The organism is Zunongwangia mangrovi, assembly GCF_900112105.1.
Taxonomy (GTDB): Bacteria; Bacteroidota; Bacteroidia; order Flavobacteriales; family Flavobacteriaceae; genus Zunongwangia; species Zunongwangia mangrovi.
The window spans coordinates 74,070-97,270 of the sequence record NZ_FOKV01000001.1; the positions used below are offsets into that span (position 1 = coordinate 74,070).

A 23,201-nucleotide genomic window follows, 5' to 3' on the forward strand; every position below is an offset into this window, starting at 1 on the left:
TGATATTTTAAGATGTAATTATTGATTTCGATGCGCAAGCACGATCGGCGGTTCACCATCAAAAGGATTTCTCATCCTTCCTATAGTTCTTGCGCCCATGCTTACCGCTCTTACCACACTGCGTTCACCGTATTTGTTTTTAATTCGGTCTAAAGAATTATACAAACTCAGCATCTTCTCGCTGTCGTCAAAAAGATTGATCTGGTAATGCCCGCCTACGAGTCCGCTTAGTTTTACGCCAACCAGCCGAATCAAAACCCGACGATTATATAGTTTTTTAAAAAGTTCTTCTGCCTTCGGAATTAAAATATGATCGGCACTGGTATACGGAATTTTAGCCTGAAGTGTGCTGGTTTGAAAATCTGAATACCGAAGTTTCACGCTAATATTCGAAGCTAATTTATTGCCTCGACGTAACTGAAAGGCCAAACTCTCGGTCATCGCCACCAACGTAGCGTGCAAACGTGTAATATCTGTAGTATCCTTATGAAAAGTTCGCTCGTTAGAAATCGATTTTCGATCGTGAAACGGAATAATAGGAGAATCATCTATTCCGTTAGCCCGTTTCCAGATCGTGCGTCCATTCTTACCTAAAACTCCTTCTAAAACTTCTACCGGCATTTCCTGAAGCGTTCTCACTTTATAGACCCCAAGTCCCATTAATAATTGAAACGTTTTATTACCGATCATGGGAATCTTATTCACATCCAGCGGCGCTAAAAACTCCTTTTCTTCACCCAATTTAATAACACTCATTGCATCGGGCTTTATCTCACTGGTTGCAATTTTAGAGACCACTTTATTTTGCGACAATCCTACCGAAATTGGCAAACCACTTTCTTTAATAATACCTTCGCGAAGTTCTTTGGCAAATCGCTCGATCCCAAAAAAACGATCCATCCCGGTAAGATCTGCGTAAAACTCATCTACACTCGCTTTTTCAAATAAAGGCACCTGATTTTTAATAATCTCAGTTACTAAATGCGACTCTTTAGTATAAATACTGGCGTTCCCTTTTATATAAGTTGCCTGTGGGCAAAGTCTTCTAGCAATTTTCATTGGCATTCCAGATCGTACACCAAACTTTCTGGTTTCATAACTACACGAAGCCACCACGCCACGATCGCCCATCCCACCAACGATCACCGGTTTGTTATTTAATTCTGAATGATGTTTTCGTTCTACAGAAACAAAAAATGAATCCAGGTCGAGATGTAAAATAGACTTCGAAATCATATATTATTGGATTTAATCCTATTTAATGGATTTATTCCAAAATTATAAAAATAAATAAAGCGAGAAAGTTAAAATCTCGCTTTACATCACTTACATTTTCAAAGTCTCTATGAACATAGGGACTTTCAGCTAAAATTAGTTATCAACAATATGTGTAGGGCTTCCGTAGAACAATTCAGCACTTTCCATAATTGTTTCAGAAAGCGTTGGGTGTGGATGCACGGTAAGCGACAAATCTCTTGCGGTCGTTCCCATTTCTATGGCCAATGCAATTTCAGGAATTAAACTCCCGGCATTTTTACCGGCAACGCCACCACCAAGAATAACTTCAGATTCTTTATCGACGATCAGTTTTGTAAGTCCGTTATCGGTTCCTAAAGCCTTTGCTCTCCCCGACGCCGACCATGGAAATTTAACCACTTTAGCATCGATATTCGATGATTTAAGCTGCTCTTCTGTTAGCCCACACCAGGCAATTTCAGGATCTGTAAAAACAATTGCAGGAATCACCTTTGCATCATAGGTTGAACCTTTCTCTCCTTTTATAACTTCCGCAGCAACACGACCTTCGTGTGAGGCTTTGTGCGCTAACATAGGCTGCCCGGTGATATCACCGATCGCATAAATATTATTTGCTGAAGTTTTACGATTATTAAAGACTTTTATAAAACCGTCTTCTCCAATTTCTACCCCTGCATTTTGCGGCTTACTGGCCTTTGCATTAGGCTGTCGCCCAATCGCTACCAGCACTTTATCAAATTTCTTTTTTTCCTCTTTATCGCCCGACTTCAATACCACTTCAACCTTCTTCTTTTTAGGATCTACTTTTTCGACTTTGGTATCAAAATACAAATTTTTGAAGGGCTGTTCTTTTCCAAACACTTTCACCAGATCGCGATCGGCACCCGGCAAAAAACCAGAAGTCATTTCAGCAATAGAAACTTCACTTCCTAAATTAGCATAAACACTACCCAATTCTAAGCCGATATAACCGCCACCGATCACTAATAATTTCTTCGGAATTTCTTTAAGATCGAGCGCGTCCTTAGAATTCCAGATAAGTTTATGATCTACTTCGATATTTGGCAATTCGGTTGGTGTAGATCCTGTAGCGATAATTGCATTTTCGAATTCAAGCTCGTACGACTCACCTGAGTTTTCTTCAACCTCTAGCGTTTTTTCATCTTTAAAAAAAGCTTTCCCCTGGATAAACTCAACTTTCCTGGCTTTACTAAGCTGGCCTAAACCGCCGGTAAGTTTTTTTACGACACCATCTTTCCACTTTGCAATTTTCTTCACATCGATTTCAGGTTCATCAAAACTTAACCCGAAATTCGATAATTCTGTAGCCTCTTTTTTCACCTTCGCTACATGCAACAAGGCTTTTGAAGGAATGCAGCCGCGATATAAACATACGCCACCGGGGTTGGCTTCTGGATCAATTAAAGTGGTTTTGATTCCCAGATCTGCTGCTCTAAAAGCTGCTGCATAACCGCCCGGGCCTGCACCGATCACCACCAATTCTTTTTTCTCTTTCTTGCTATTTGCCATAATCTCTAGTTTTATGCCCCAAGCAAGGCTTTATAAGGATCTTGTAGTGCCTGCGTGATCCAATTTATAAATGCTGCGCCATCGGCACCATCGATTAAACGATGATCGTAGGATAAGCTAAGCGGTAAAATTTCTCTTGGTTTAAATTCGTCGTCGATGTACACAGGCTTTTTAGCCGAACGTGAAATTCCTAAAATTCCGGATTGTGGCGCGGGAACAATTGGCGTAAAATTAGTTCCGCCAATTCCACCAAGATTAGAAATAGAAAAGTTAGCACCTTCCATATCCTCTTTAGTTAATTTTCCATCTCTGGCTTTTTCAGCAATATTGCTTAATTCTACAGCAATTTCTATAATGCTTTTCTTGTCGGCATCTTTAATTACCGGTACTAAAAGACCTTTCTCTGTAGCTACTGCAATCCCGATATTTACATAATTTTTCAGGATCATTTCTTCGTTTTCCATATCTACACTGGCGTTAAATTTTGGAAATCTAACAAGTGCGCTTGCTACGATTTTCGTCAGTAATGCTGTAATTGTTAATTTACCGCCGGCCTTTTCAGCTTTATCCTGATTCGCTTCTAAATACTGCTGAATATCTGTAATATCGGCTTCATCGAACTGAAAAACATGCGGCACAGATTGCCAGGAAGCCGTCACATTTTTCGCTGTTGCTTTTCGAATATTATTTAGTGGCTTGCGTTCTACACTTCCCCATTTCTCAAAATCTGGTAAAGCAACTGAAGCTGATTTTGTAGATTTTTGACTTCCTTTTTTAGAAAATTCTTTGACGTCTTTTTCTGAAATTCTTCCAGAAATCTCTTCTGCCAGTTCACCAAGATCTACACCTAGTTCACGAGCTAAACGACGTGTACCCGGCGAAGCCTGAATTCCGGCTCCGGTAGATTTACCTGAAGAATTTTTAGACGTTTTATCTTCGCTTTCTTCAGAAGATTTTTCTTCAGATTCTTCAGATTTGTCTTTTTTAGATGATTTTTTTTCATCCTCTTCGTCTTCTTCAGACTCCTCTTCACTATCGTTAGCTTTTTTTTCTTTTACTTTTTTCTTTTTCTTATCTGAACTTTTTTCTTCAGCTTCATCATCTTCTGTTTCTTCATTTTCTTCGGAAGTTTTTTCTTGTTCCTGCTCTTCTGAAGATTCCTCGTTATCATCAACTTCCTCTTCGTCTTCATCAGCAGCTTCTAACATGATGATCACCTGCCCAACTTCAACCTCGTCGCCTTCACTAATCTTTATTTCTTTGATGGTTCCGGCAGCCGAACTTGGCACTTCTACTGAAGCTTTATCACTTTCTACAGCAATAACACCCTGATCTTTTTCGATCTTATCACCTTCAGCAACTAATATTTCAGAAACTGTTGCAGATTCTACTCCGTCTCCTATTTGTGGAACTTTAATTTCTTTAGCCATTTTCTTTTTCTTTTATTGGTTAGGATGTTCTTGGATTTGGTTTTTTGGCATCGATATCAATTTTTTTTGCCGCTTCTTTAAGCTGCTTCGCTTTAATTTTTCCATCGTTTGCCAATTCGTACAGCGTAGCAAAAACAATATGAGCTGCGTTTACTTCAAAAAATTCGCGTAATTCTGGTCTCGCATCACTACGGCCAAAACCATCGGTTCCCAACGCAGCAAGATTTGCGGGAAACCATTTTGCGATCGATTCTGGCAATGCTTTTACATAATCTGAAGCAGCTACAAAAACTCCTTTTTCATCATCTAAACATTCCTGGATATAATTTTTATCTTTATTTAGCTGAGTTTTTAAGCGATTGTTACGCTCGGTATCGATCGCATCATCATAAAGCGATTTATAACTGGTAATACTCCAAATATCTACCGCAACATCGTATTCTTTTTCTAAGATTTCAGCTGCTTCTAACACCTCAGCCATAATAGAACCACTACCAAAAAGATGCGCTTTTTTATCGGTTTTGCGTTTTCTGGTTTTTTGGAATTTATACATTCCTTTTAAAATACCTTCTTCGCTATCTTTTGGCATTTTAGGCATTTTGTAAGTGGCATTTCCTAATGTGATATAATAGAAATAATGCTCTTTATCGATATACATTTCTTTGATCCCAGCTTTTACAATGGTCGCGAGCTCGTAAGCAAATGCAGGATCGTAAGCCTTTAGTGTTGGAAATGCTAAAGCATATAAATGACTATTCCCATCCTGGTGTTGCAAACCTTCTCCCGGTAAACTGGTTCTCCCAGAAATTCCTCCTACGAGAAACCCTTTAGCACCAGCATCGGCCGCTGCCCACATTAGATCTCCTGTTCGTTGGAAACCAAACATCGAATAGAAAAAGTAAAACGGAATCATTGGTTTTGCCTGGTTCAAATAGGCAGTACCCGCTGCAATAAACTCGGCCATACAACCAGATTCGGTTATTCCTTCTTCCATGATCGCACCGTCTTCAGATTCTTTATAAAAAAGAAGACTTTCTTTATCTACCGGCTCGTATAATTGACCGCCCGGCGCATAAATTCCAACTTGCCTAAATAAAGATTCCATTCCAAAAGTTCTACTTTCATCGGGAATAATAGGAACGATATATTTCCCTAATTCTTCATCTTTGAATAAGCGGCTTAAAGTCTGGATCATCACCATTGTGGTAGCGGCTTCGTCATCGCCCGAACCTTCTAAAAAGCTTTTGAATACTTTCTTATCAGGTTCCTTAATCACCTCACTTTTATCTTTTCGCTGCGGAAGAAAACCACCTAATTTTTCTCTTTTTTCGTGCAGATATTTAAGTTCTTCGCTATCTTTTTTAGGCTTTAAAAACGGAATATCTTTTAACTCCTTATCTGAAACCGGCAAACTGAAAAAGTCTCTAAAAGCTTTCAATTCTTCTTCTTTGAAACTTTTCGTTTTATGGGAAACATTACTGGCTTCGCCGGCTTTACCCTGACCATAACCTTTTATGGTTTGTGCCAGGATAATTGTAGGCTGGCCTTTATGCTCGGTTGCCTGTTTGTAAGCGTTGTAAATCTTTTGATGATCATGCCCTCCTCGCTTCAGGCGTTTTAACTCGTCGTCAGATAGGTTTTTGACGATTTTAGCCAGGTTTTTATCTTTTCCGAAGAGATCTTCACGAATAAAATCTCCTTCAGAAAAAGCATATTTTTGAAGTTGCCCATCGGGTAATTCGTTAAGCAAGCTCACCAGTTTTCCTTCAGTATCTTTTTCGAAAATCGGGTCCCAGTCTTTTCCCCAGATCAGCTTGATCACATTCCAACCTGCTCCCTGAAATAATCCTTCTAATTCCTGAATGATTTTTCCGCTACCGCGAACAGGACCATCTAAGCGTTGCAAATTACAATCGACTACAAAAGTCAAATTATCTAATTGATCTCGCGCTGCCACACTAATAGCGCCACGGGCTTCTGGCTCGTCCATTTCTCCGTCTCCTAAATACGCCCAAATTTGTTGATCATCTTTTTCTATGATTCCCCGTTTTTCGAGGTATTTATTAAAACGCGCCTGGTAGATTGCACTTATTGGCCCCAAGCCCATAGAAACAGTTGGGAAATTCCAAAATTCCGGCATTAAATGGGGGTGCGGATAAGAAGTAAGACCTTTATCTGATTTTATTTCTCTACGGAAGTTTTCTAAATGCTCTTCGGTTAATCTACCTTCTAAAAACGCCCTGGAGTATACTCCTGGAGAAGCGTGTCCCTGAAAGTAAACCATATCTGAACCGGCACTTCGATCCATTTTAAAGAAGTGATTAAAACCAACTTCCCATAAATGAGCAATAGAAGAATAGGTTGAAATATGCCCGCCAATTCCTTTGCTGTTATTGTTTGCCCGCACAACCATTGCCATTGCATTCCAACGGATGTAGGCTAATATTTTTTCTTCGATTTCGATATCCCCTGGATATTTTTCTTCATCCCCGGGACTTATGGTATTAATATATGGTGTAGTTAAAGGTAAGTTTGATTTTACACCGTGTCTTTGAGCTTCTGCTCGTAGTAATTTTAGTATTTCTTCTACTCGTTCTTTCGACTCATTTTGCAAAACCCATTTAAGGGAATCCAGCCATTCCTGATTTTCAATTTCGGCTGTTGCTGCTTTATCCTCTGCCATGCTTTGAGATTTATTAGTTGGTAATAGAGTGGTCTATCTCTTTGAAATTACCAATTAATAAAACCGACTTCAAATGATTAACAGAAGATTATAGCGCTATGCTAAAGCTTTCAAAAAATTGAAAAATAAAGTACCCTAAATTTTAAGAAAGAAAACGTATTAGAAATTATCGAATCTTAGCAATAAAAAAGCCTCGCAATATCTGCGAGGCCTTTTAACTTTAAAACAATTATTATCTTTTCTATGAAGCTGCTTTTAGCGCATTCATAGTGGATTTATTTAGTTTTTCTTCAGCATACTCGCGAGTAAGTGTAAATTCTCTCACATCACTTTCAGGAAGATCGAACATTGCATCGGTTAAGATCGCTTCACAAAGTGAACGTAAACCACGTGCACCAAGCTTATATTCTACCGCTTTTTCTACGATATAATCTAAAGCCTCATCTGTAACGCTAAATTCGATCTCATCCATTTCAAACAGTTTTGTATACTGCTTGATAATCGCATTTTTAGGCTCGGTTAAAATAGAACGAAGCGTTTGCTGATCTAGCGGATTCATATAAGTTAATGCCGGTAAACGACCAATAATTTCAGGAATAAGTCCAAAATCCTTCAAATCTTTAGGGATGATATACTTTAAAAGATTGGTTCTTTCGATATTATCATCACTCTTCGAAGCACTGAATCCTACCGCCTGCATATTTAAACGCTTGCTGATATTTTTTTCGATTCCATCAAAAGCTCCACCGGCGATAAACAGAATATTTTCAGTATCTACCTCGATAAATTTTTGATCTGGATGCTTTCTTCCTCCTTTTGGCGGAACATTTACCGTGGTTCCTTCAAGAAGTTTTAATAATGCCTGCTGAACACCTTCTCCAGATACATCTCTGGTGATCGAAGGATTATCACTTTTACGAGCGATCTTATCGATCTCGTCGATAAACACAATTCCGCGTTGAGCTTTATCTACATTATAATCTGCTGCCTGAAGTAAACGTGTAAGAATTCCTTCTACATCTTCACCAACATAACCAGCTTCAGTTAACACCGTTGCATCAACGATCGCTAAAGGCACATTAAGCATTTTCGCGATAGTTTTTGCCATTAAGGTTTTACCGGTACCTGTTTCACCAACCATCACGATATTACTTTTCTGGATCTCGATATCATCATCGCTCTCTGGTTGTAATAAACGTTTGTAGTGGTTATAAACAGCAACAGACATTACTTTTTTAGTTGCTTCCTGCCCGATAATATATTCATCTAAGAATGCCTTAATAGATTTAGGCTTACTTAGCATTAATTCTGAAGATAATTCGTTTGCTTCTCCCTGCTTCGATTCTTCAAGCACAATACCATGCGCCTGCTCGATACATCGATCACAAATGTGAGCATCTAAACCTGCTATCAATAAATTGGTTTCAGGTTTTTTTCTTCCGCAGAAGGAGCATTCTAATTCCTCTTTCGCCATCTTGTTATATTTCCTGTTCAAATTCAGAATATAGCATCCTGAAAATCTCTTCTAATTCTGTCTAATCTCGATCTTACTTCTCTCTGGTAAGAATCTCGTCTATCATTCCGTATTCCTTAGCTCTATCAGCTTTCATCCAGTAATCACGATCACTGTCTTCGTAAACTTTATCGTAAGACTGACCAGAATGTTTAGAAATGATATTGTACAATTCTTCTTTTAAAGTAATGATCTCTCTGGCAGTGATCTCGATATCACTTGCCTGTCCCTGAGCTCCACCAAGTGGCTGGTGAATCATCACTCGAGAATGTGGCAAACCACTTCTTTTTCCTTTTTCCCCTGCGCAAAGTAATACGGCTCCCATAGAAGCTGCCATACCTGTACAGATCGTTGCAACATCTGGCTTAATAAATTGCATAGTATCGTATATACCTAAACCAGCATAAACACTACCACCAGGAGAGTTTATATAAATTTGAATATCTTTTGAAGAATCTGTACTCTCTAAAAATAATAATTGCGCCTGGATAATATTTGCTACCTGATCGTTGATGCCAGTACCCATAAAGATAATTCTATCCATCATTAATCTAGAAAATACATCCATTGCCACAGCATTCATCTGGCGCTCTTCAATAATGTTAGGAGTCATCCCAACAGGCGTCATGCTGCTTACTATTTTATCGTAATAATTACTATTTATTCCGTGGTGTTTGGTTGCGTACTTTTCGAATTCTTTTCCGTAGTCCATCAATTTTTCTTTTTAATTACAAAGTAATCTATAAAGCCAAAAAAGGCGTTATACCGTTATGGTTAACGCCTTAAAGATAGGTATAAATTATAAAAAAGGCTTACTCGATAATCGAGATTTGTTTATTTGAAGGCCTTAGCCAAAAGCAAATTATTCTACTGAACTACCAGCAGTTTTTTTACTCATAAATTTCTTTTACAAACTCATCGTAAGTAACTTCCTTTTCGTCAAATTTCATATTGTCTTTATAGAAGTTTAACAATTTTTCGTTAACTAATTGCTCAGAAAGACGCTTCACCTCATCTTGATTAGACATGATTCGCGCAGCGATGTCGTCTAATTCTTTATCTGAAGGATCCATTTGTCCAAATTGAGCCATTTGCTCTTTAATTTTATCTTTAGCGAATGCTTTAAGCGCTTCGAAATCTACCTGAATATCGTTGTCTTTTACGATCTTCCCTTCGATTAACTGGTAACGAAGTCCCTTTTCGCTATTCTCGTATTCCTCAACAGCTTCTTCTTCTGTTAATGGTTTTTCACCAACAGTTCTAATCCATTTTTGAAGAAACTCTTTTGGAAGATCAAAATCAGTTTTCTCGATCAATGCTTCAGTAACATCATTCATTAACTGTTGATCGCTTTGCTGAACAAATTGCTTTTCAGCATCTTCCTTGATCTTTTCTTTAAGCTCGGTTACAGTTTTTACTTTTCCTTCACCAAAAAGCTTATCAAATAATTCCTGGTCTAGATCTGCAAGCTCTCTTTTATTGATTTCGGAAATAGTAAATTCTACTTCGATATCAAGATCGTGAGCTTTATCATGTTCGATCTTTAAGTGCTGGATCAAATCGTGATCGTCTTCAAAAAGACTCTTAGTCTTTAATTTGATCGTATCTCCTACTTTAGATCCTACAAATTTATTAAGGTTTCTTTTTCCCTTGATCTTTTCTAATTCGATCGAAGTTTCATTTTCGATACCTTCTTCTTCATTTTTGAAAGTTCCGGCAACGATATCTCCTTCTTCAACCTCGTCTTTAGAAATTAATTTACCGTACTGCTTTTGGATATTCTCGATCTGTCTGTCGATCATTGTATCATCAGCAACGATATTATATTTTGTTACAGGCTTTTCTAAATCAAGACTTACCTCAAATTCTGGAGCAAGACCAACTTCAAACTCAAAAGTGTAGTCATCTTTATTCCAGTCAAAATTTTCCTGCTCTTTAGGAATTGGGTTTCCAAGAACGTCTAATTTTTCTTCAGTAAGATATTTATTAAGGTTTTCCTGTAGTAGTTTATTTACTTCATCTACCAATACAGCCTGCCCGTATTGTTTTTTCACCATCCCCATAGGAACGTGACCTTTTCTAAAGCCAGGAACATTGGCATTTTTACGGTAATCCTTAAGGATCTTCTCTACTTTAGGAGCATAGTCGTCTTTTGCGATATCTACTTTAACTACCGCATTCAATTCATCAATATTCTCTCTGGTAATATTCATCTTGACTTATTATAAAAAATTGGTGTGCAAAATTAAGCTTTTTTCACTAGCCTGCAAAGTTTCAAATTATTGAATTTCAGCAAGCTTCTAATCCTTATCAAGAAGAGAATATAATATCGACTGAAATAATGAAAAAAGTAAACTAAATATTATCGCCATAAACCAGCCATCTACACTAAAGCCTCCTACAAAACCATCTGCTAAAAAGATAATTATAGCATTTATGATAAGTAAAAATAAGCCCAGGGTTACAATAGTTACCGGCAAGGTTAAGATCACTAATATCGGTTTAACGATAAGGTTAAGTATCGCTAAAACTATCGCCACAATAAATGCCGTAAAATAACTAGCTACTGCTACACCTGGCAACAATTTGGCTAAAACCACCACTACAAGGGCAGATAATAGAAGTTTTAATAAAAGTCTCATTTCTTCAAAGGTTTGATTGATAGTTCAAAATTGCGAAAAAAAAAGTCGGCTAATTGCCGACTTTCCTTATTTTAATATAAGTTTATCATTACTGCACCTCATTACTCAGCGTAATTGTACCGTATTGCCCCACATTCACTTTAGGAACAGTTGCACTATAAGTTGCATTAATCTGATCGATAATCTCGTTAGCAACAATTGCATAACCTCTTGGCGTTAAATGCACTCCGTCTAAAGAAAAAGCACCACCTGTGGCATAGGTTGCAGTAACAGTACCGCCATCAAAAGATAACCCCCCATCTGCAACGCTATTTAATAACGCATTTGCATCTACCATTGCAAGACCATTTGCGCTAGCCACTGCAGAAATAGTCTGATTAAAAGAAGTGGTCGCTGTTTGAATTTCTGAAATTTCTGTGCTATCTAAGACATCTGCATCATCTAAACCATTCACACCTCCAAATAAGATGTTAGCCTGTTCCTGAGTTGGCGTCCCACCTGCCATAAGCAATCCTAAAACTTGCTGCACTTCAGTAGTTAAATTAACTGAACCATAACCACTAGCCAAAGCTGATTGATCTACCTGAAGTTGAATTAATTCATCTTCTGTCATCTGTCTAAATCCAAGCGGATTGGTTTGACTCACCGGAACATCGATTATAAATCTATTTGGACCTTCATTAAATGTTATAGCGTATTGAGAAGCTAAAGCTACAGCTTGTTCCTGCGGAACTCCCTGCGCAATTAGTCCACCGGCAAAAACCTGAGAAACTGCACTGAAATAAGCAGTTAGATTTCCAGCGGTTTGTGCATCCAAAACTAATGCGTTGTTAGGTACTGTATTAAAAAATGCTATTGAAGTTACATCTGGAATATTAATTAAAACTCCGCCTGCTCCGTTAGCGGTTAATGCCTGCACCATTTGTGAATATACCTGAGCAAAAACCTGCGGATCTGTAATATCGTTAGAACCATAAGAAGCAGGATTTAGATTTCCTGCCTGGTTTACGCCAACACCTCCAGAAGTTGCATAACCTAAAACATCGTTATTCCCAATCCATAAAGAGAAAAATGTAGGATCTTGCGCTAAAGCATCGGCCATTACACTAGTTTGAGGAGAAGAGGCAAATCTTACAAAATATGGATTCGCCATGCCCGACTGCACTCCTGCTAAATTACCATAACCTTCTACTCCTAAGTGATAAGATTTAGCTCCAGGAACTCCCATATTGTTAAAAGGCCCTTCTAAAACATTTGTAATATCTGTGGTTGGTGCCATCCCTGCATAAACCGACGGACTATTATTTCCCTGGCTATCTGTAGCCAACACCAATCTATTACTCGTGATTTGCTGCCCGCCAGCTAAAAGTCCACCGGCGTTATCATTCATATAAGGAATGGTAAATTCGTTTGTTTCCTGCGTTAAAGCAAACTGTCCTGCTAAAATATTAGGATACGAATTTGTTTGCCCCGTAATATAAAGTGCATTATCTGCATATCCTGCTGTTAACGAATTTCCTAAAGCTACGTAATTGGTAAAATCGGCTCCACCATTACTATACACACCTCCTGCTTCATCTATTGGATTATCTAAATCTGGCTCACAAGAAACTATTCCCAAAGCCAACAAGCCTATTGCTAAAAATCTATAGTTTTTCATCATTTCTTGTAAGTTTAAATTTTAAATGTCACACCAAGACCTGGCACAAAAGCTACTGTTTTATAATCCCCTTCAAATGGTACATTCTGCCCATTCTCCATATAATACTCGTAAGATTCGTTAATTTCTTCGAATCTATTATATAAGAATGAAGCATCGATCGCTAGTTTCTCTGTTATATTTACTGAAAGACCCGCAGTAAAGCCATGCGCATCATTTCGTGGTGTTTCTGGAGCAAAATAACCAGATTGTACAGGAGATTCGTCGAAATAATAACCTGCTCTTAAGGTAAACATTTCGTTTGCGATATACTGCGCACCAAATCTATACGTATTAGCGTCTTTATAATTTCTTGGATTTTCTGAATCTGGAACTGCCGGATCTTGAAAATCGATATCTAAAGATTGATATACATCCCAAAAGGCACGGTTATAATCAAAAGCTACTAACCATTTATCTGAAATCTCATAAGAAGCCCCTACAGAAAGTTCTGCTGGTAAAGGCAAAGAAGCGTCAAAACGAGTATCATTAAATGGAGTTAATGGTGAAGCCGGAATATTACTAAAATCGGCATCTCCTTCTTCTGCTTCAACAATAATTTCTGAACGATAGTTTGCTCCTATTCTAAGTTTATCTGTAGGATTGAACATGGCTCCTAAAGACCATCCCCAGGCATGCACTCCTGAAGCGTCTACAGTTACGTTTGCTCTATTTCCATCGATATCGCTAAGAGTTCTGTTTAAATTTCTATTGAAGTTTACGGCTCCATTTACATAAATAGGACCACCACCTACACTAAGTTTATCTGAAATTTTTACAGAAGCCAATGCCTGAATATAGATCGCCTGAAGATCTATATTATTCACAAGATGAGAACCAGACCAATCTGTTGGCCACTCTACAGAACTACCGTAAGGCGTATACGCCGCAAGACCTAAAGTTAGCCAATCTGAAGCTTTATAAGAAACATAGGCATAAAAAGGCGTTCCTACCGGGCTGTCTGTTCTTGCCATTTGCCCAAATTCGTCATTTTGCCACACCACGTCTGAGAATACCGCACTTGCTCCAAAAGATACATTTATACGATCTTCTAAATACACTAACCCAGCAGGGTTAAAAAATGCTAACTCTGCATTATCAACTACAGCCACACCAGTATGCCCCATGGCCAGCCTACGCTGTCCCTGAAGCCCTACTCTGTATCCCCCGGCATAAGTCATTGCAGCCGCCAACCCAAAAAGGGTTAGGAATAAAAGTTTCTTCATAATTTAAGTAGAATTAAGTTTGTTTCATTATTTGTACAAAACGCCTCAAAAATAACGCAAAATACAAATATTGCAACAAAATAGGTAAAAATATTATGTATGCATAATATTTAGGGGTGATTTTTAAAGAAACCGAATTACAGCATCATAGAAATCTTTTTGATTCTCGGCATGCACCCAATGGCCTGCATTGCTAATCACTTCGATTTTAGTAGATGGAAAATGAGTCTGTAGTAACTCCTCATCTTCAGGCAATTTGATGTAGTTAGAGTTTTCTCCTTTTATAAAAAGTGTTTCTCCCTCATATACTTTACTATCACCCAAAGCCTTACCGATATTATCGATTTTCTCCTTAAATATCTTTAGGTTAACTTTTAAGACGTACTTATCTTTTCCTTCACGATCTAGATTTTTAAGAAGAAAAAGCTGAGTTGGTTTATCGGGAACATATTCAGAAATAATTTTAGCTGCCTCCTGTCTTGAAGAAACATCAGACTCTTCTAGTAAACTTAGTCCTGCCAGAATATCCTGATGATGTGGTCTGTAATATTTAGGTGCAATATCTACGATTATCAGCTTTTCTAAAAGATCTGGATAAGTTGTTGCAAAAAGCATAGCCGTTTTACCACCCATGGAATGTCCCATAAGCACAACTTTATCCAAATTATGCTCCTCGACATATTCTTTTAAGTCTTCTGCCAATACTTGGTAAGTAAAATCGTCACTATGCGGACTTTTACCATGGTTTCGCTGATCTACGAGATGAACTTCGTATCCTTTTTCAGAAAACATCTTTCCTAATGTTTTCCAATTGTCACCCATTCCTAAAAATCCATGTAAAATGATAAAAGGTTTCCCTTCTCCTATAATATTGGTATGTAACTTCATTGCAATTTTTTAAAATATTAGTCTAAAAATGACCAATTCCGACTTATTGTAATTTCTGTAAATATCTGGCGATCGTTTCTTCAAGGCCTAGATAAAGTGCTTCAGCGATTAAAGCATGCCCTATAGAGACTTCGTCTACAAATGGCACCTGATTTTTAAAGAATTCGATATTATCTAAAGACAGATCGTGCCCGGCGTTGATCCCTAAACCTAATTTATGGGCAAGCTTAGCGCATTCAGCATAAGGTTTAACTGCATTTTCTTTATCCCCGGCGGCAAATTGTTCAGCAAAACTTTCAGTATATAATTCGATACGATCTGTACCGGTTTCAGCAGCGCCTTCGATCATTTTCTCATCTGGATCTACGAAAATCGATGTTCTGATACCGTGTTTTTTAAATTCTGAAATTACTTCAACTAAAAACTCTTTATTTTTAATGGTATTCCAACCTGCATTACTGGTAATGGCATCTACTGCATCTGGCACCAGGGTTACCTGCGCCGGTTTCACTTCTAATACGAGATTAATGAATTTTACGACCGGATTTCCTTCAATATTAAATTCGGTTTTCAAAACTGGTTTTAAATCTCTTGCATCCTGATATCTTATATGTCTTTCATCTGGGCGAGGATGTACAGTAATACCTTCTGCACCGAATTTTTCGATATCTAAAGCACAATTTACAACATTAGGAATGTTGCCACCTCTTGCATTTCTTAGCGTTGCGATCTTATTGATATTTACGCTTAACTTCGTCATAATATTAGCTTTGCCGTAAGGCTTTGGTTTCAAATTTGATATAAATACTTAGGATCTTCTACAATAATAAATGAGATCTTCACTATAACTTCTAAAGCTTATCCTTAAACTTTCTGTTTTAACAAAAATACAAAGTTGAGGATGGCTTAATGAATATTATTTTAATTAATTTGCGTTAAACGACGCGAGGATTATGAATATGGAAGAATACGTTTTAAATGATGTTGCCATACGTCATTTTTCAGACAAGATCGGTGATTTACAGAATGATTTTAATCAACTTACCTACTCTCACTTACCGGTAGAGAATAATGGTATTTATATGGGATGCATTTCTGAAAATGATATTCGATGTTTTGATGCTGAAAAATCGATCGAAGATTATCAGTATGCCCTAGAAGGTTTCTTTGTTAGGAATGCAGATTACTGGCTTGATATTTTAGAATCTTTCGCACAAAACAATTCCAATATTTTACCTGTTCTGGATGGCGAAAATGAGTATTTAGGCTATGTAGAATTAAATGAGATTATGGGAATCTTTAATGAAACTCCATTTTTAAATGAAGCCGGAAATATTATTGTTGTTGAAAAAGGGTTTAAAGATTATTCGCTAAGTGAAATTAGCCAGATCGTAGAATCCAGCAATGTTCATGTTTTGGGACTATTTGTTTCTAAGATCGAAAATGATCTTGCACAGATCACTATAAAAATAAACCCTACTGGTCTTAATGAAGTAATACAATCTTTAAGAAGATACGGTTACAATATCATTTCACAACATCAGGAAGATGCTTTTAATAAAAACCTTCGTGATCGATCTAAGTATTTAGATAAATACCTTAATATTTAGTAAAGTACCTCGGGGCAAGCTCATAATGCATTCGTTGGAAATAAAATTTTAATTTCGAGGCAAGCATCGGGTTATCATACCCTTTGGCAGTGCCAATAAAAACGTCCTGTTTAAGGACACTTGATAGATATTATTATTAATTCGGAATTCAATACGAATGTAGACTGACTGAAGAATTATATCTCAAATATCGAGTAAATTTAAGTATAGATGAAAATAGGCATTTACGGTCAGTTTTATCATGAAAACGCCGGCACTTATATTAATCAACTTCTAGAACTTTTACAGGAAGAAAAGGTTGATGTTATTATCGAACGTAATTTTTTAGATCTTATAATTAAGAATAAAAGTGTTACTGGCGAATATAGCGATTACAAAACTTTTGATGTTTTAGATGCTTCGTATGATCTATTTTTCACTATTGGTGGCGATGGTACTATATTAAAATCCATAAATTACATTAAAAATCTAGATATCCCTATTGTTGGGATAAATACCGGAAGGTTAGGCTTTTTATCTACGATCCAAAAAGAACAAATAGGAGACACCATACATACGATCCTAAGAAAAGACTTTCATGTTTCCAGAAGAGCAGTTCTAAAGATCGAAACTAAACCAAGGTTTGATGATGAAATTTTCGATAATGTAGCACTTAACGAAATTGCAGTAAGCCGAAAAAACACCACCTCGATGATCACGGTAGACACCTGGCTAAATGACCAGTATCTTACTTCTTATTGGGCCGACGGATTAATTATTGCCACACCAACAGGATCTACCGGTTACTCACTAAGTTGTGGCGGCCCTGTTATTACTCCAGATGCAGATTCGATCGTAATCACACCAATTGCTCCGCATAATTTAAATGCCAGACCATTAATCATTAAAGATGACACTAAAATAACTTTAAAAGTTAGCGGTAGAGAAGACTCCCATCTTTTATCTATGGATTCCAGACTTGCCAGTTTAAAGAACGACACCGAAATTATTATTCAAAAGGCGCCCTACACCATCAACCTGGTAGAGCTAAATGACAACAGCTTTCTTCAAACCCTACGAAAAAAACTGCTATGGGGAGAAGATAAACGTAACTAGACAATATTTTTTTGCAAATACTGTTAATGTAATACTAATGAGCTCAAATTATTGCAGAGCAAACATAATTGTTATATTTGCAAACTTTTAAGAACCTATGCGGTATCTAATAGCTTTTGTTTTAATGTCGATCACTTCAATTAATTTGCAATCTCAGACGTATGAGGTCGGTGCCTTTTTAGGTGGCGCAAATTATATTGGTGACGTAGGAAATTCTTTCTACGTGAATCCAAGTGGTCTTGCAGCAGGCGGAATCCTAAAATGGAATCGCAGTCCGCGTCATTCCTTTAGGTTCTCCTTAATTATGGGAAATATTGAAGCTGATGATGCAGAAAGCAAAGATACGCGTAGACAGCAAAGAGGTTATTCCTTTAGCAATACGATTACTGAAGCTTCTTTGGGTTTAGAATTTAACTTCTGGGATTTCAACCTTCACAAAGGAACTCCGCAAAGCGCTCCATATCTTTACACTGGTGTCACATATTTTAGTGCAGATCATGTAATTTTAGATGGTTCGCGAGGTGGACCTTTAGTAAACGAAGGTACCAACTGGGAATTTGCAATTCCTATGGTAGTGGGTTACAAAACAACGCTTAGCCAGCATTTAGTTGGTGCGTTGGAAATTGGCGCCAGATATACCTTTACCGATAATCTGGATGGAAGTAATCCTGAAGAATTACTGGATTCACAAGATCCTATAATCACCTTTGGTAATCAAAACACTAACGACTGGTATGTATTTACCGGAATAACATTCACCGTAACATTTGGTAGAAAACCATGTTATTCGAGCTTTTAGAAAATGAATTTTAAAGAAAATCTCAACTTAACAAAATTACCTTCGCATATTGCCGTTATAATGGACGGTAATGGTCGTTGGGCAAAAAAGCAAGGCTTTTTAAGAGCCGTTGGCCATAATGAAGGTGTTAAATCTGTAAGAGATGTTGTTGAAGGCAGCGCTGAGATTGGAATAAAATTTTTAACACTATATGCTTTTTCCACTGAAAATTGGAATCGCCCCAAACTAGAAGTTGATGCGTTAATGAAGATCTTAGTTTCTTCTCTTAAAAAAGAAATTAAAACACTTCAAAACAACAATATCAAACTAACCGCCATAGGTAATATTGAAAACCTACCTAAAAAAGCAAAAAGAGAACTTTTAGATGTTATCGATAAAACAAAAGATAACGCTAAAATGACTTTGATTTTGGCATTAAGCTATGGATCCAGAGAAGAAATGACCTCTGCTTTTAAAGTTTTAGCCAATAAAGTAAAAGATGGAACGTTACAACCAAATGAAATAAATGATTCTTTGATATCTAAAAGTTTATATACTAAAGATATTCCAGATGTCGACTTGATGATAAGAACAAGTGGCGAACAAAGAATTAGCAACTTTTTGCTTTGGCAAATGGCTTACGCCGAGTTGTATTTTACAAATATTTTATGGCCAGACTTTAGAAAAGAAAATCTTTATGAAGCCATTTACAATTATCAAAACAGAGAACGAAGATTTGGAAAAACAAGTGAGCAACTTAGTTAGTGCATTTATGACGAAAAGGATATTAGCATTCGTAATAATTTGTTTTACGCTTAGTATCGCTGCCAATGCGCAGGATCTCCCTATAGGAAATGGTAAAAAATACACTTTAGGTGAAATTAAAGTTACCGGTTCTACAAGATATAACGAAAGCACCGTGGTTTCATTTACCCGACTTAAATCTGGAGACGAACTTTATATCCCGGGACAGCGTCTAAGTAATGTGATCAAAAAACTTTGGGATCTGGATATGTTTAGTGATATTGAATTCTACATCACTAATGTTGAAGATGGCGTTGCAGACCTTGAACTTGTAATTACCGACATTCCAAAACTTGCTGAAGTTCGTATTCAAGGGATAAAGAAAAAGAGAGAGCAGGAAGAACTTATCGAAGAAAACAAACTTAGAACTGGTATTAATGTTACTGAAAACCTTATCACAAACACCAAAAACTACATAGAGAACAAGTATAAAAAAGACGGATACTTTAATGCAAAAGTAGCTATTAATACTATTGAAGTTCAAGACACTACAAATAACAACCAAGTAAATATGGTTGTAAATATCGATACTGGAGACAAAGTAAAGATCAAGGATATCGATATTATTGGCAACGAACAGATCTCTGATGCTAAGCTTCAAAGAGCGATGAAAAACACCAAAGAAAAGCGATTCTATCGTTTTTGGAAACGTTCTAAATTTAACCAGGAAGACTATCAAAAAGACAAGGAAAACCTGGTAAATAAGCTTAAAGAAAATGGATTTAGAGATGCGCGTATCATCTCAGACAGCCTTATCAAAGTAGATGAAAACAACATCGCCTTAAATATCAATGTTGAAGAAGGAGATAAATACTATATCGGAAATATCGATTTTGTAGGAAACACTGTATATACTGACGAATTTCTCCACCGAGCTTTAGGAATTAAGAAAGGAGACACGTATAACGGTGTTCTGATGAACGAAAGAATTGAAGATGCAGAGGATCCTAATGCTACTAACATTTCAACTATTTACAGAAATAACGGATATCTATTCTCTAGCTTCAATTTAGTTGAAACTAATGTTTACAACGACACGATCGATTTCGAACTTCGTATTACAGAAGGTAAAGAAGCTTATTTTGATGAAATTAGAGTTGTAGGTAACAACAAAACAAAAGACCACGTAATTTATAGAAACCTGTTAACTAAACCAGGACAAAAATACAATCAGCAGGATGTGGTTTCTACGGTACGAGAATTAGGTTCGCTAGGATTTTTTGATGCAGAGCAGTTGAGTCCAGAATTTATCGATCCAGATCCTCAAACAGGAACATTATCATTAGAATATAATGTGGTTGAAGCTGGCGCCAGCCAGATCGAACTACAAGGTGGTTACGGTGGTGGTGGCTTTATTGGTACACTAGGGCTTTCTTTCAACAACTTCTCTATAGCAGGAATCTTTGATAAAGAAGCTTACAAACCAGTACCAATGGGAGACGGACAAAGTCTATCTCTAAGAGCACAAGCCAGTACATTCTACCAGACCTATAGCCTTTCTTTCGTAGAACCATGGTTAGGCGGCAGAAAACCGGTACAGCTTTCAACATCGTTCTCTTATACGAGACAATTCTTATACGATTACAGATCGAGAGAAGCAGACAGAGACCGTAGTTTTGACATCCTTGGAGTAAGCGTTGGTTTTGGTAAACGTCTTACAGAACCAGATCCATATTTGCAAATATCTCACTCAGTAGGATTCCAACGTTACGATCTTAATAATTATAATACAGGACTATTTACCTATGGTGATGGTTTCTCTAACAATCTTACTTACACCTTAGGTATTACTAGAGATAACACCAGATATAACCCGATTTTCCCTGTTGGAGGATCCATTTTTAGCATCACGGCTAAATTCACTCCTCCTTACTCTCTTTGGAATGGTGTAGATTATAACGATCTTCAAAATCAAAGAGAATTTCAGTTAGAAGATGATAACGGAAATCTTATCGACAATAGTGGAAACAGAGTAACTCCTGCTAATGCTGTGGGAGATCAATCTAAAATTGACCAAGAAAAATATAAGTGGCTAGAATTTTACAAAGTGAAATTTAAAGGAGATTGGTATACCACTCTTGCCAACTTTGGAGAAAACAAAAACCTTGTTCTAAGAACAAATGTTGAGTATGGTTTCTTAGGAGCATATAACCAGGATCGTGGTGTTCCTCCTTTCGAGCGTTTCTATCTTGGAGGTGATGGTCTAGGATCTTACAGTCTTGATGGTCGTGAAACTATTCGATTAAGAGGTTATCCTAACCAGTCTTTAATTCCGTTAGACAGAACGTCTTTAAGTCAGGCTTCAGATGAAGATGGTGCTACTATTTATAACAAATACTCTTTAGAACTTCGTTTCCCAATTACCTTAAAACCTTCTGCTTCGATATATGCATTAACATTCTTAGAAGGTGGTGCGTCTTACGACAACTTTAGAGATTTTAACCCTTTCCAATTAAACCGCTCTGCTGGTGCTGGTCTTAGAATCTTTATGCCTGCATTTGGATTATTAGGTATCGACTTTGGTTACGGATTTGACCCTATCCCAGGACAGTCTGAAGCAAACGGTTGGGAAACTCACTTTATCATTGGCCAACAATTTTAAAATGGCATGATATTTTCTATATTCGAGCGTATGAAAAAAACAAGTCTTATCATAATAGCAATACTTTTACCCCTGGCAACTTTTGCCCAGCGTGGTCTTAATATTGGCTATATTGATATGGACTATATTTTAGAAAACATACCAGAATACCAAGAAGCTTCATCACAACTAGATAATCGCGTACAGGATTGGAAAAATGAAATCGATGCAAAAAGACGAGAAATTTCAGAAATCCAAACGCAACTTGAAAATGAAAGAGCTTTATTAACTAAAGAACTTTTAGAAGAAAGAGAAGAGGATATTCAATATTTACAAGAGCAATTGACCGAGTATCAACAAAAAAGATTTGGGCCTGGAGGAGATTTTATTCTTCAGAAGAAACAGCTTATAAAACCTATACAGGATCAAGTGTTTACCGCTGTTCAGGAAATAGCTGACAGAAGAAATTTTGACTTTATTTTTGATCGCACTTCAGAAATTGGTATGATTTATGCCAAGTCCAATTATGATATGAGCGATCAGGTACTAAGGATCATTACCAGAGCGGCAAATCGTGAACAAATAGAAACACGTAAAGATCGTATCGAATTAGAACAGGCTGAAAATAGAACAGTAGCTCAAGATTCGGTTGTTCAGGCAAGAGCACAAGCATCTGAAAATGCAAAAACAGAAAGAGAGCTTTATATCGACCAGCGAAGAAGAGAGCGAGACTCTGTTAGAGCTGCAAAAAAAGCAGCTTTCGAAGCGAGAAGAGAAGAAATATTAAAAGAACGCCAGGCGAGAACAGACAGTATTAAAGCTGCCCGCGAAGCCGCGCAACAGGAGAAGGATACAATTAATTAACAAATAATTACTTTAACACTTAATAATAATTAAAATGAAACAATTAAAAACATTTTTTATAGCCTTAGCATTAACCCTAGGAGCTACAACTTTTGTAAACGCTCAGGACTCTAAAGTTGCACATATTGCAACACAGGAGCTTATAGAATCTATGCCTGCTTATAAAGATGCAATGACTCAGCTTGATAAGTTGAGAAACACTTACGATGCTGAGATCAAGGATATGATGAATGAAGCTCAAAAGACCCTACAACGTTACGAAGCAGAAGCAGAAACTGTAACTGAAGAAGAAAACCAAAAGCGTTCTATGGAGCTACAAAGTGCTCAAAGAAGAATCCAGGAGCGTAGCCAAAAGGCTTCTCAGGATCTTCAAAAGAAACAACAAGATCTTGTTAGACCAATTTTAGAGAAAGCTCGTAATGCCATCCAAGATGTAGCAAGAGCTAAAGGATACGATTATGTATTAGATTCTACTACTGGTGCTGGTGTGATCATGGCAGATGGTTACGATCTTATGCCAGACGTAAAAACTAAATTAGGAATCTAATCTAAAAATTAGATCAACAAATTATCATAAAAACTGCGTAGATATCTGCGCAGT

General features: G+C 37.2%; 19 protein-coding genes. 7 read left to right on the forward strand and 12 right to left on the reverse strand.

The window, feature by feature from the left end; translation table 11 throughout:
* Window positions 1–18: 18 nt before the first annotated feature.
* The 12 genes from dinB to BM201_RS00330 all read right to left on the reverse strand — a co-directional run bounded on the left by dinB (window position 19) and on the right by BM201_RS00330 (window position 15,628).
* The gene (gene dinB / locus BM201_RS00275; RefSeq protein WP_175486946.1) at window positions 19–1,236 is read right to left on the reverse strand and encodes a DNA polymerase IV; all 1,218 of its coding nucleotides are present in this window, start codon (window positions 1,234–1,236) and stop codon (window positions 19–21) included.
* A 135-nt stretch (window positions 1,237–1,371) separates the two neighbouring features.
* Window positions 1,372–2,787 carry a dihydrolipoyl dehydrogenase gene (lpdA, locus tag BM201_RS00280; protein WP_092539408.1) on the reverse strand — a complete coding sequence of 472 codons (1,416 nt, stop codon included), beginning with the start codon at window positions 2,785–2,787 and terminating at the stop codon, window positions 1,372–1,374.
* Window positions 2,788–2,798: 11 nt separating this feature from the next.
* A complete protein-coding gene (locus tag BM201_RS00285; protein ID WP_092539409.1) occupies window positions 2,799–4,217 on the reverse strand; it encodes a 2-oxo acid dehydrogenase subunit E2 in 1,419 nt (472 codons plus the stop codon).
* A 19-nt stretch (window positions 4,218–4,236) separates the two neighbouring features.
* Window positions 4,237–6,900, reverse strand: a complete 2,664-nt coding sequence (gene aceE / locus BM201_RS00290) for a pyruvate dehydrogenase (acetyl-transferring), homodimeric type (protein ID WP_092539410.1) — start codon at window positions 6,898–6,900, stop codon at window positions 4,237–4,239.
* Between the two features lie 241 nt (window positions 6,901–7,141).
* The gene (gene clpX, locus BM201_RS00295; protein ID WP_092539411.1) at window positions 7,142–8,374 is read right to left on the reverse strand and encodes an ATP-dependent Clp protease ATP-binding subunit ClpX; all 1,233 of its coding nucleotides are present in this window, start codon (window positions 8,372–8,374) and stop codon (window positions 7,142–7,144) included.
* Between the two features lie 73 nt (window positions 8,375–8,447).
* Window positions 8,448–9,125 (reverse strand): ATP-dependent Clp endopeptidase proteolytic subunit ClpP, encoded by a 678-nt coding sequence (clpP, locus tag BM201_RS00300; RefSeq protein WP_092539412.1) that lies wholly within the window; start codon window positions 9,123–9,125, stop codon window positions 8,448–8,450.
* Window positions 9,126–9,303: 178 nt separating this feature from the next.
* The gene (gene tig / locus BM201_RS00305) at window positions 9,304–10,626 is read right to left on the reverse strand and encodes a trigger factor (RefSeq protein ID WP_092539413.1); all 1,323 of its coding nucleotides are present in this window, start codon (window positions 10,624–10,626) and stop codon (window positions 9,304–9,306) included.
* 87 nt (window positions 10,627–10,713) lie between these two features.
* Window positions 10,714–11,055, reverse strand: coding sequence for a phage holin family protein (locus BM201_RS00310; protein ID WP_092539414.1), 342 nt, complete (start codon window positions 11,053–11,055; stop codon window positions 10,714–10,716).
* A gap of 88 nt (window positions 11,056–11,143) precedes the next feature.
* A complete protein-coding gene (locus BM201_RS00315; protein WP_092539415.1) occupies window positions 11,144–12,715 on the reverse strand; it encodes an SGNH/GDSL hydrolase family protein in 1,572 nt (523 codons plus the stop codon).
* A 14-nt stretch (window positions 12,716–12,729) separates the two neighbouring features.
* The gene (locus tag BM201_RS00320) at window positions 12,730–13,980 is read right to left on the reverse strand and encodes an OmpP1/FadL family transporter (protein WP_092539416.1); all 1,251 of its coding nucleotides are present in this window, start codon (window positions 13,978–13,980) and stop codon (window positions 12,730–12,732) included.
* 123 nt (window positions 13,981–14,103) lie between these two features.
* Window positions 14,104–14,868: an alpha/beta fold hydrolase gene (locus BM201_RS00325; RefSeq protein ID WP_092539417.1), complete on the reverse strand. Its 765-nt coding sequence runs from the start codon at window positions 14,866–14,868 to the stop codon at window positions 14,104–14,106.
* 43 nt (window positions 14,869–14,911) lie between these two features.
* The gene (locus BM201_RS00330; protein WP_092539418.1) at window positions 14,912–15,628 is read right to left on the reverse strand and encodes a pyridoxine 5'-phosphate synthase; all 717 of its coding nucleotides are present in this window, start codon (window positions 15,626–15,628) and stop codon (window positions 14,912–14,914) included.
* Window positions 15,629–15,821: 193 nt separating this feature from the next.
* On the opposite strand from BM201_RS00330, the gene BM201_RS00335 reads away from it, so the two are divergent.
* The 7 genes from BM201_RS00335 to BM201_RS00365 all read left to right on the forward strand — a co-directional run bounded on the left by BM201_RS00335 (window position 15,822) and on the right by BM201_RS00365 (window position 23,147).
* On the forward strand, window positions 15,822–16,478 hold the full coding sequence (locus tag BM201_RS00335; RefSeq protein ID WP_092539419.1) for a CBS domain-containing protein: 657 nt from the start codon (window positions 15,822–15,824) through the stop codon (window positions 16,476–16,478).
* 210 nt (window positions 16,479–16,688) lie between these two features.
* Complete coding sequence (locus tag BM201_RS00340; protein WP_092539420.1) at window positions 16,689–17,573, forward strand: NAD kinase; 885 nt, start codon at window positions 16,689–16,691, stop codon at window positions 17,571–17,573.
* 97 nt (window positions 17,574–17,670) lie between these two features.
* Window positions 17,671–18,372, forward strand: a complete 702-nt coding sequence (gene porG, locus BM201_RS00345) for a type IX secretion system protein PorG (protein WP_175486947.1) — start codon at window positions 17,671–17,673, stop codon at window positions 18,370–18,372.
* A 3-nt stretch (window positions 18,373–18,375) separates the two neighbouring features.
* Entirely contained in the window at window positions 18,376–19,116 is a 741-nt protein-coding gene (locus BM201_RS00350) for an isoprenyl transferase (RefSeq protein ID WP_092539422.1), read from the forward strand.
* Window positions 19,049–21,757, forward strand: a complete 2,709-nt coding sequence (gene bamA / locus BM201_RS00355; protein WP_092539423.1) for an outer membrane protein assembly factor BamA — start codon at window positions 19,049–19,051, stop codon at window positions 21,755–21,757. The genes BM201_RS00350 and bamA overlap by 68 nt, the downstream gene beginning before the upstream one ends.
* Window positions 21,758–21,787: 30 nt before the next feature.
* Complete coding sequence (locus BM201_RS00360; RefSeq protein WP_175486948.1) at window positions 21,788–22,600, forward strand: OmpH/Skp family outer membrane protein; 813 nt, start codon at window positions 21,788–21,790, stop codon at window positions 22,598–22,600.
* Window positions 22,601–22,634: 34 nt separating this feature from the next.
* On the forward strand, window positions 22,635–23,147 hold the full coding sequence (locus BM201_RS00365) for an OmpH/Skp family outer membrane protein (RefSeq protein WP_092539424.1): 513 nt from the start codon (window positions 22,635–22,637) through the stop codon (window positions 23,145–23,147).
* Window positions 23,148–23,201 lie beyond the last annotated feature (54 nt).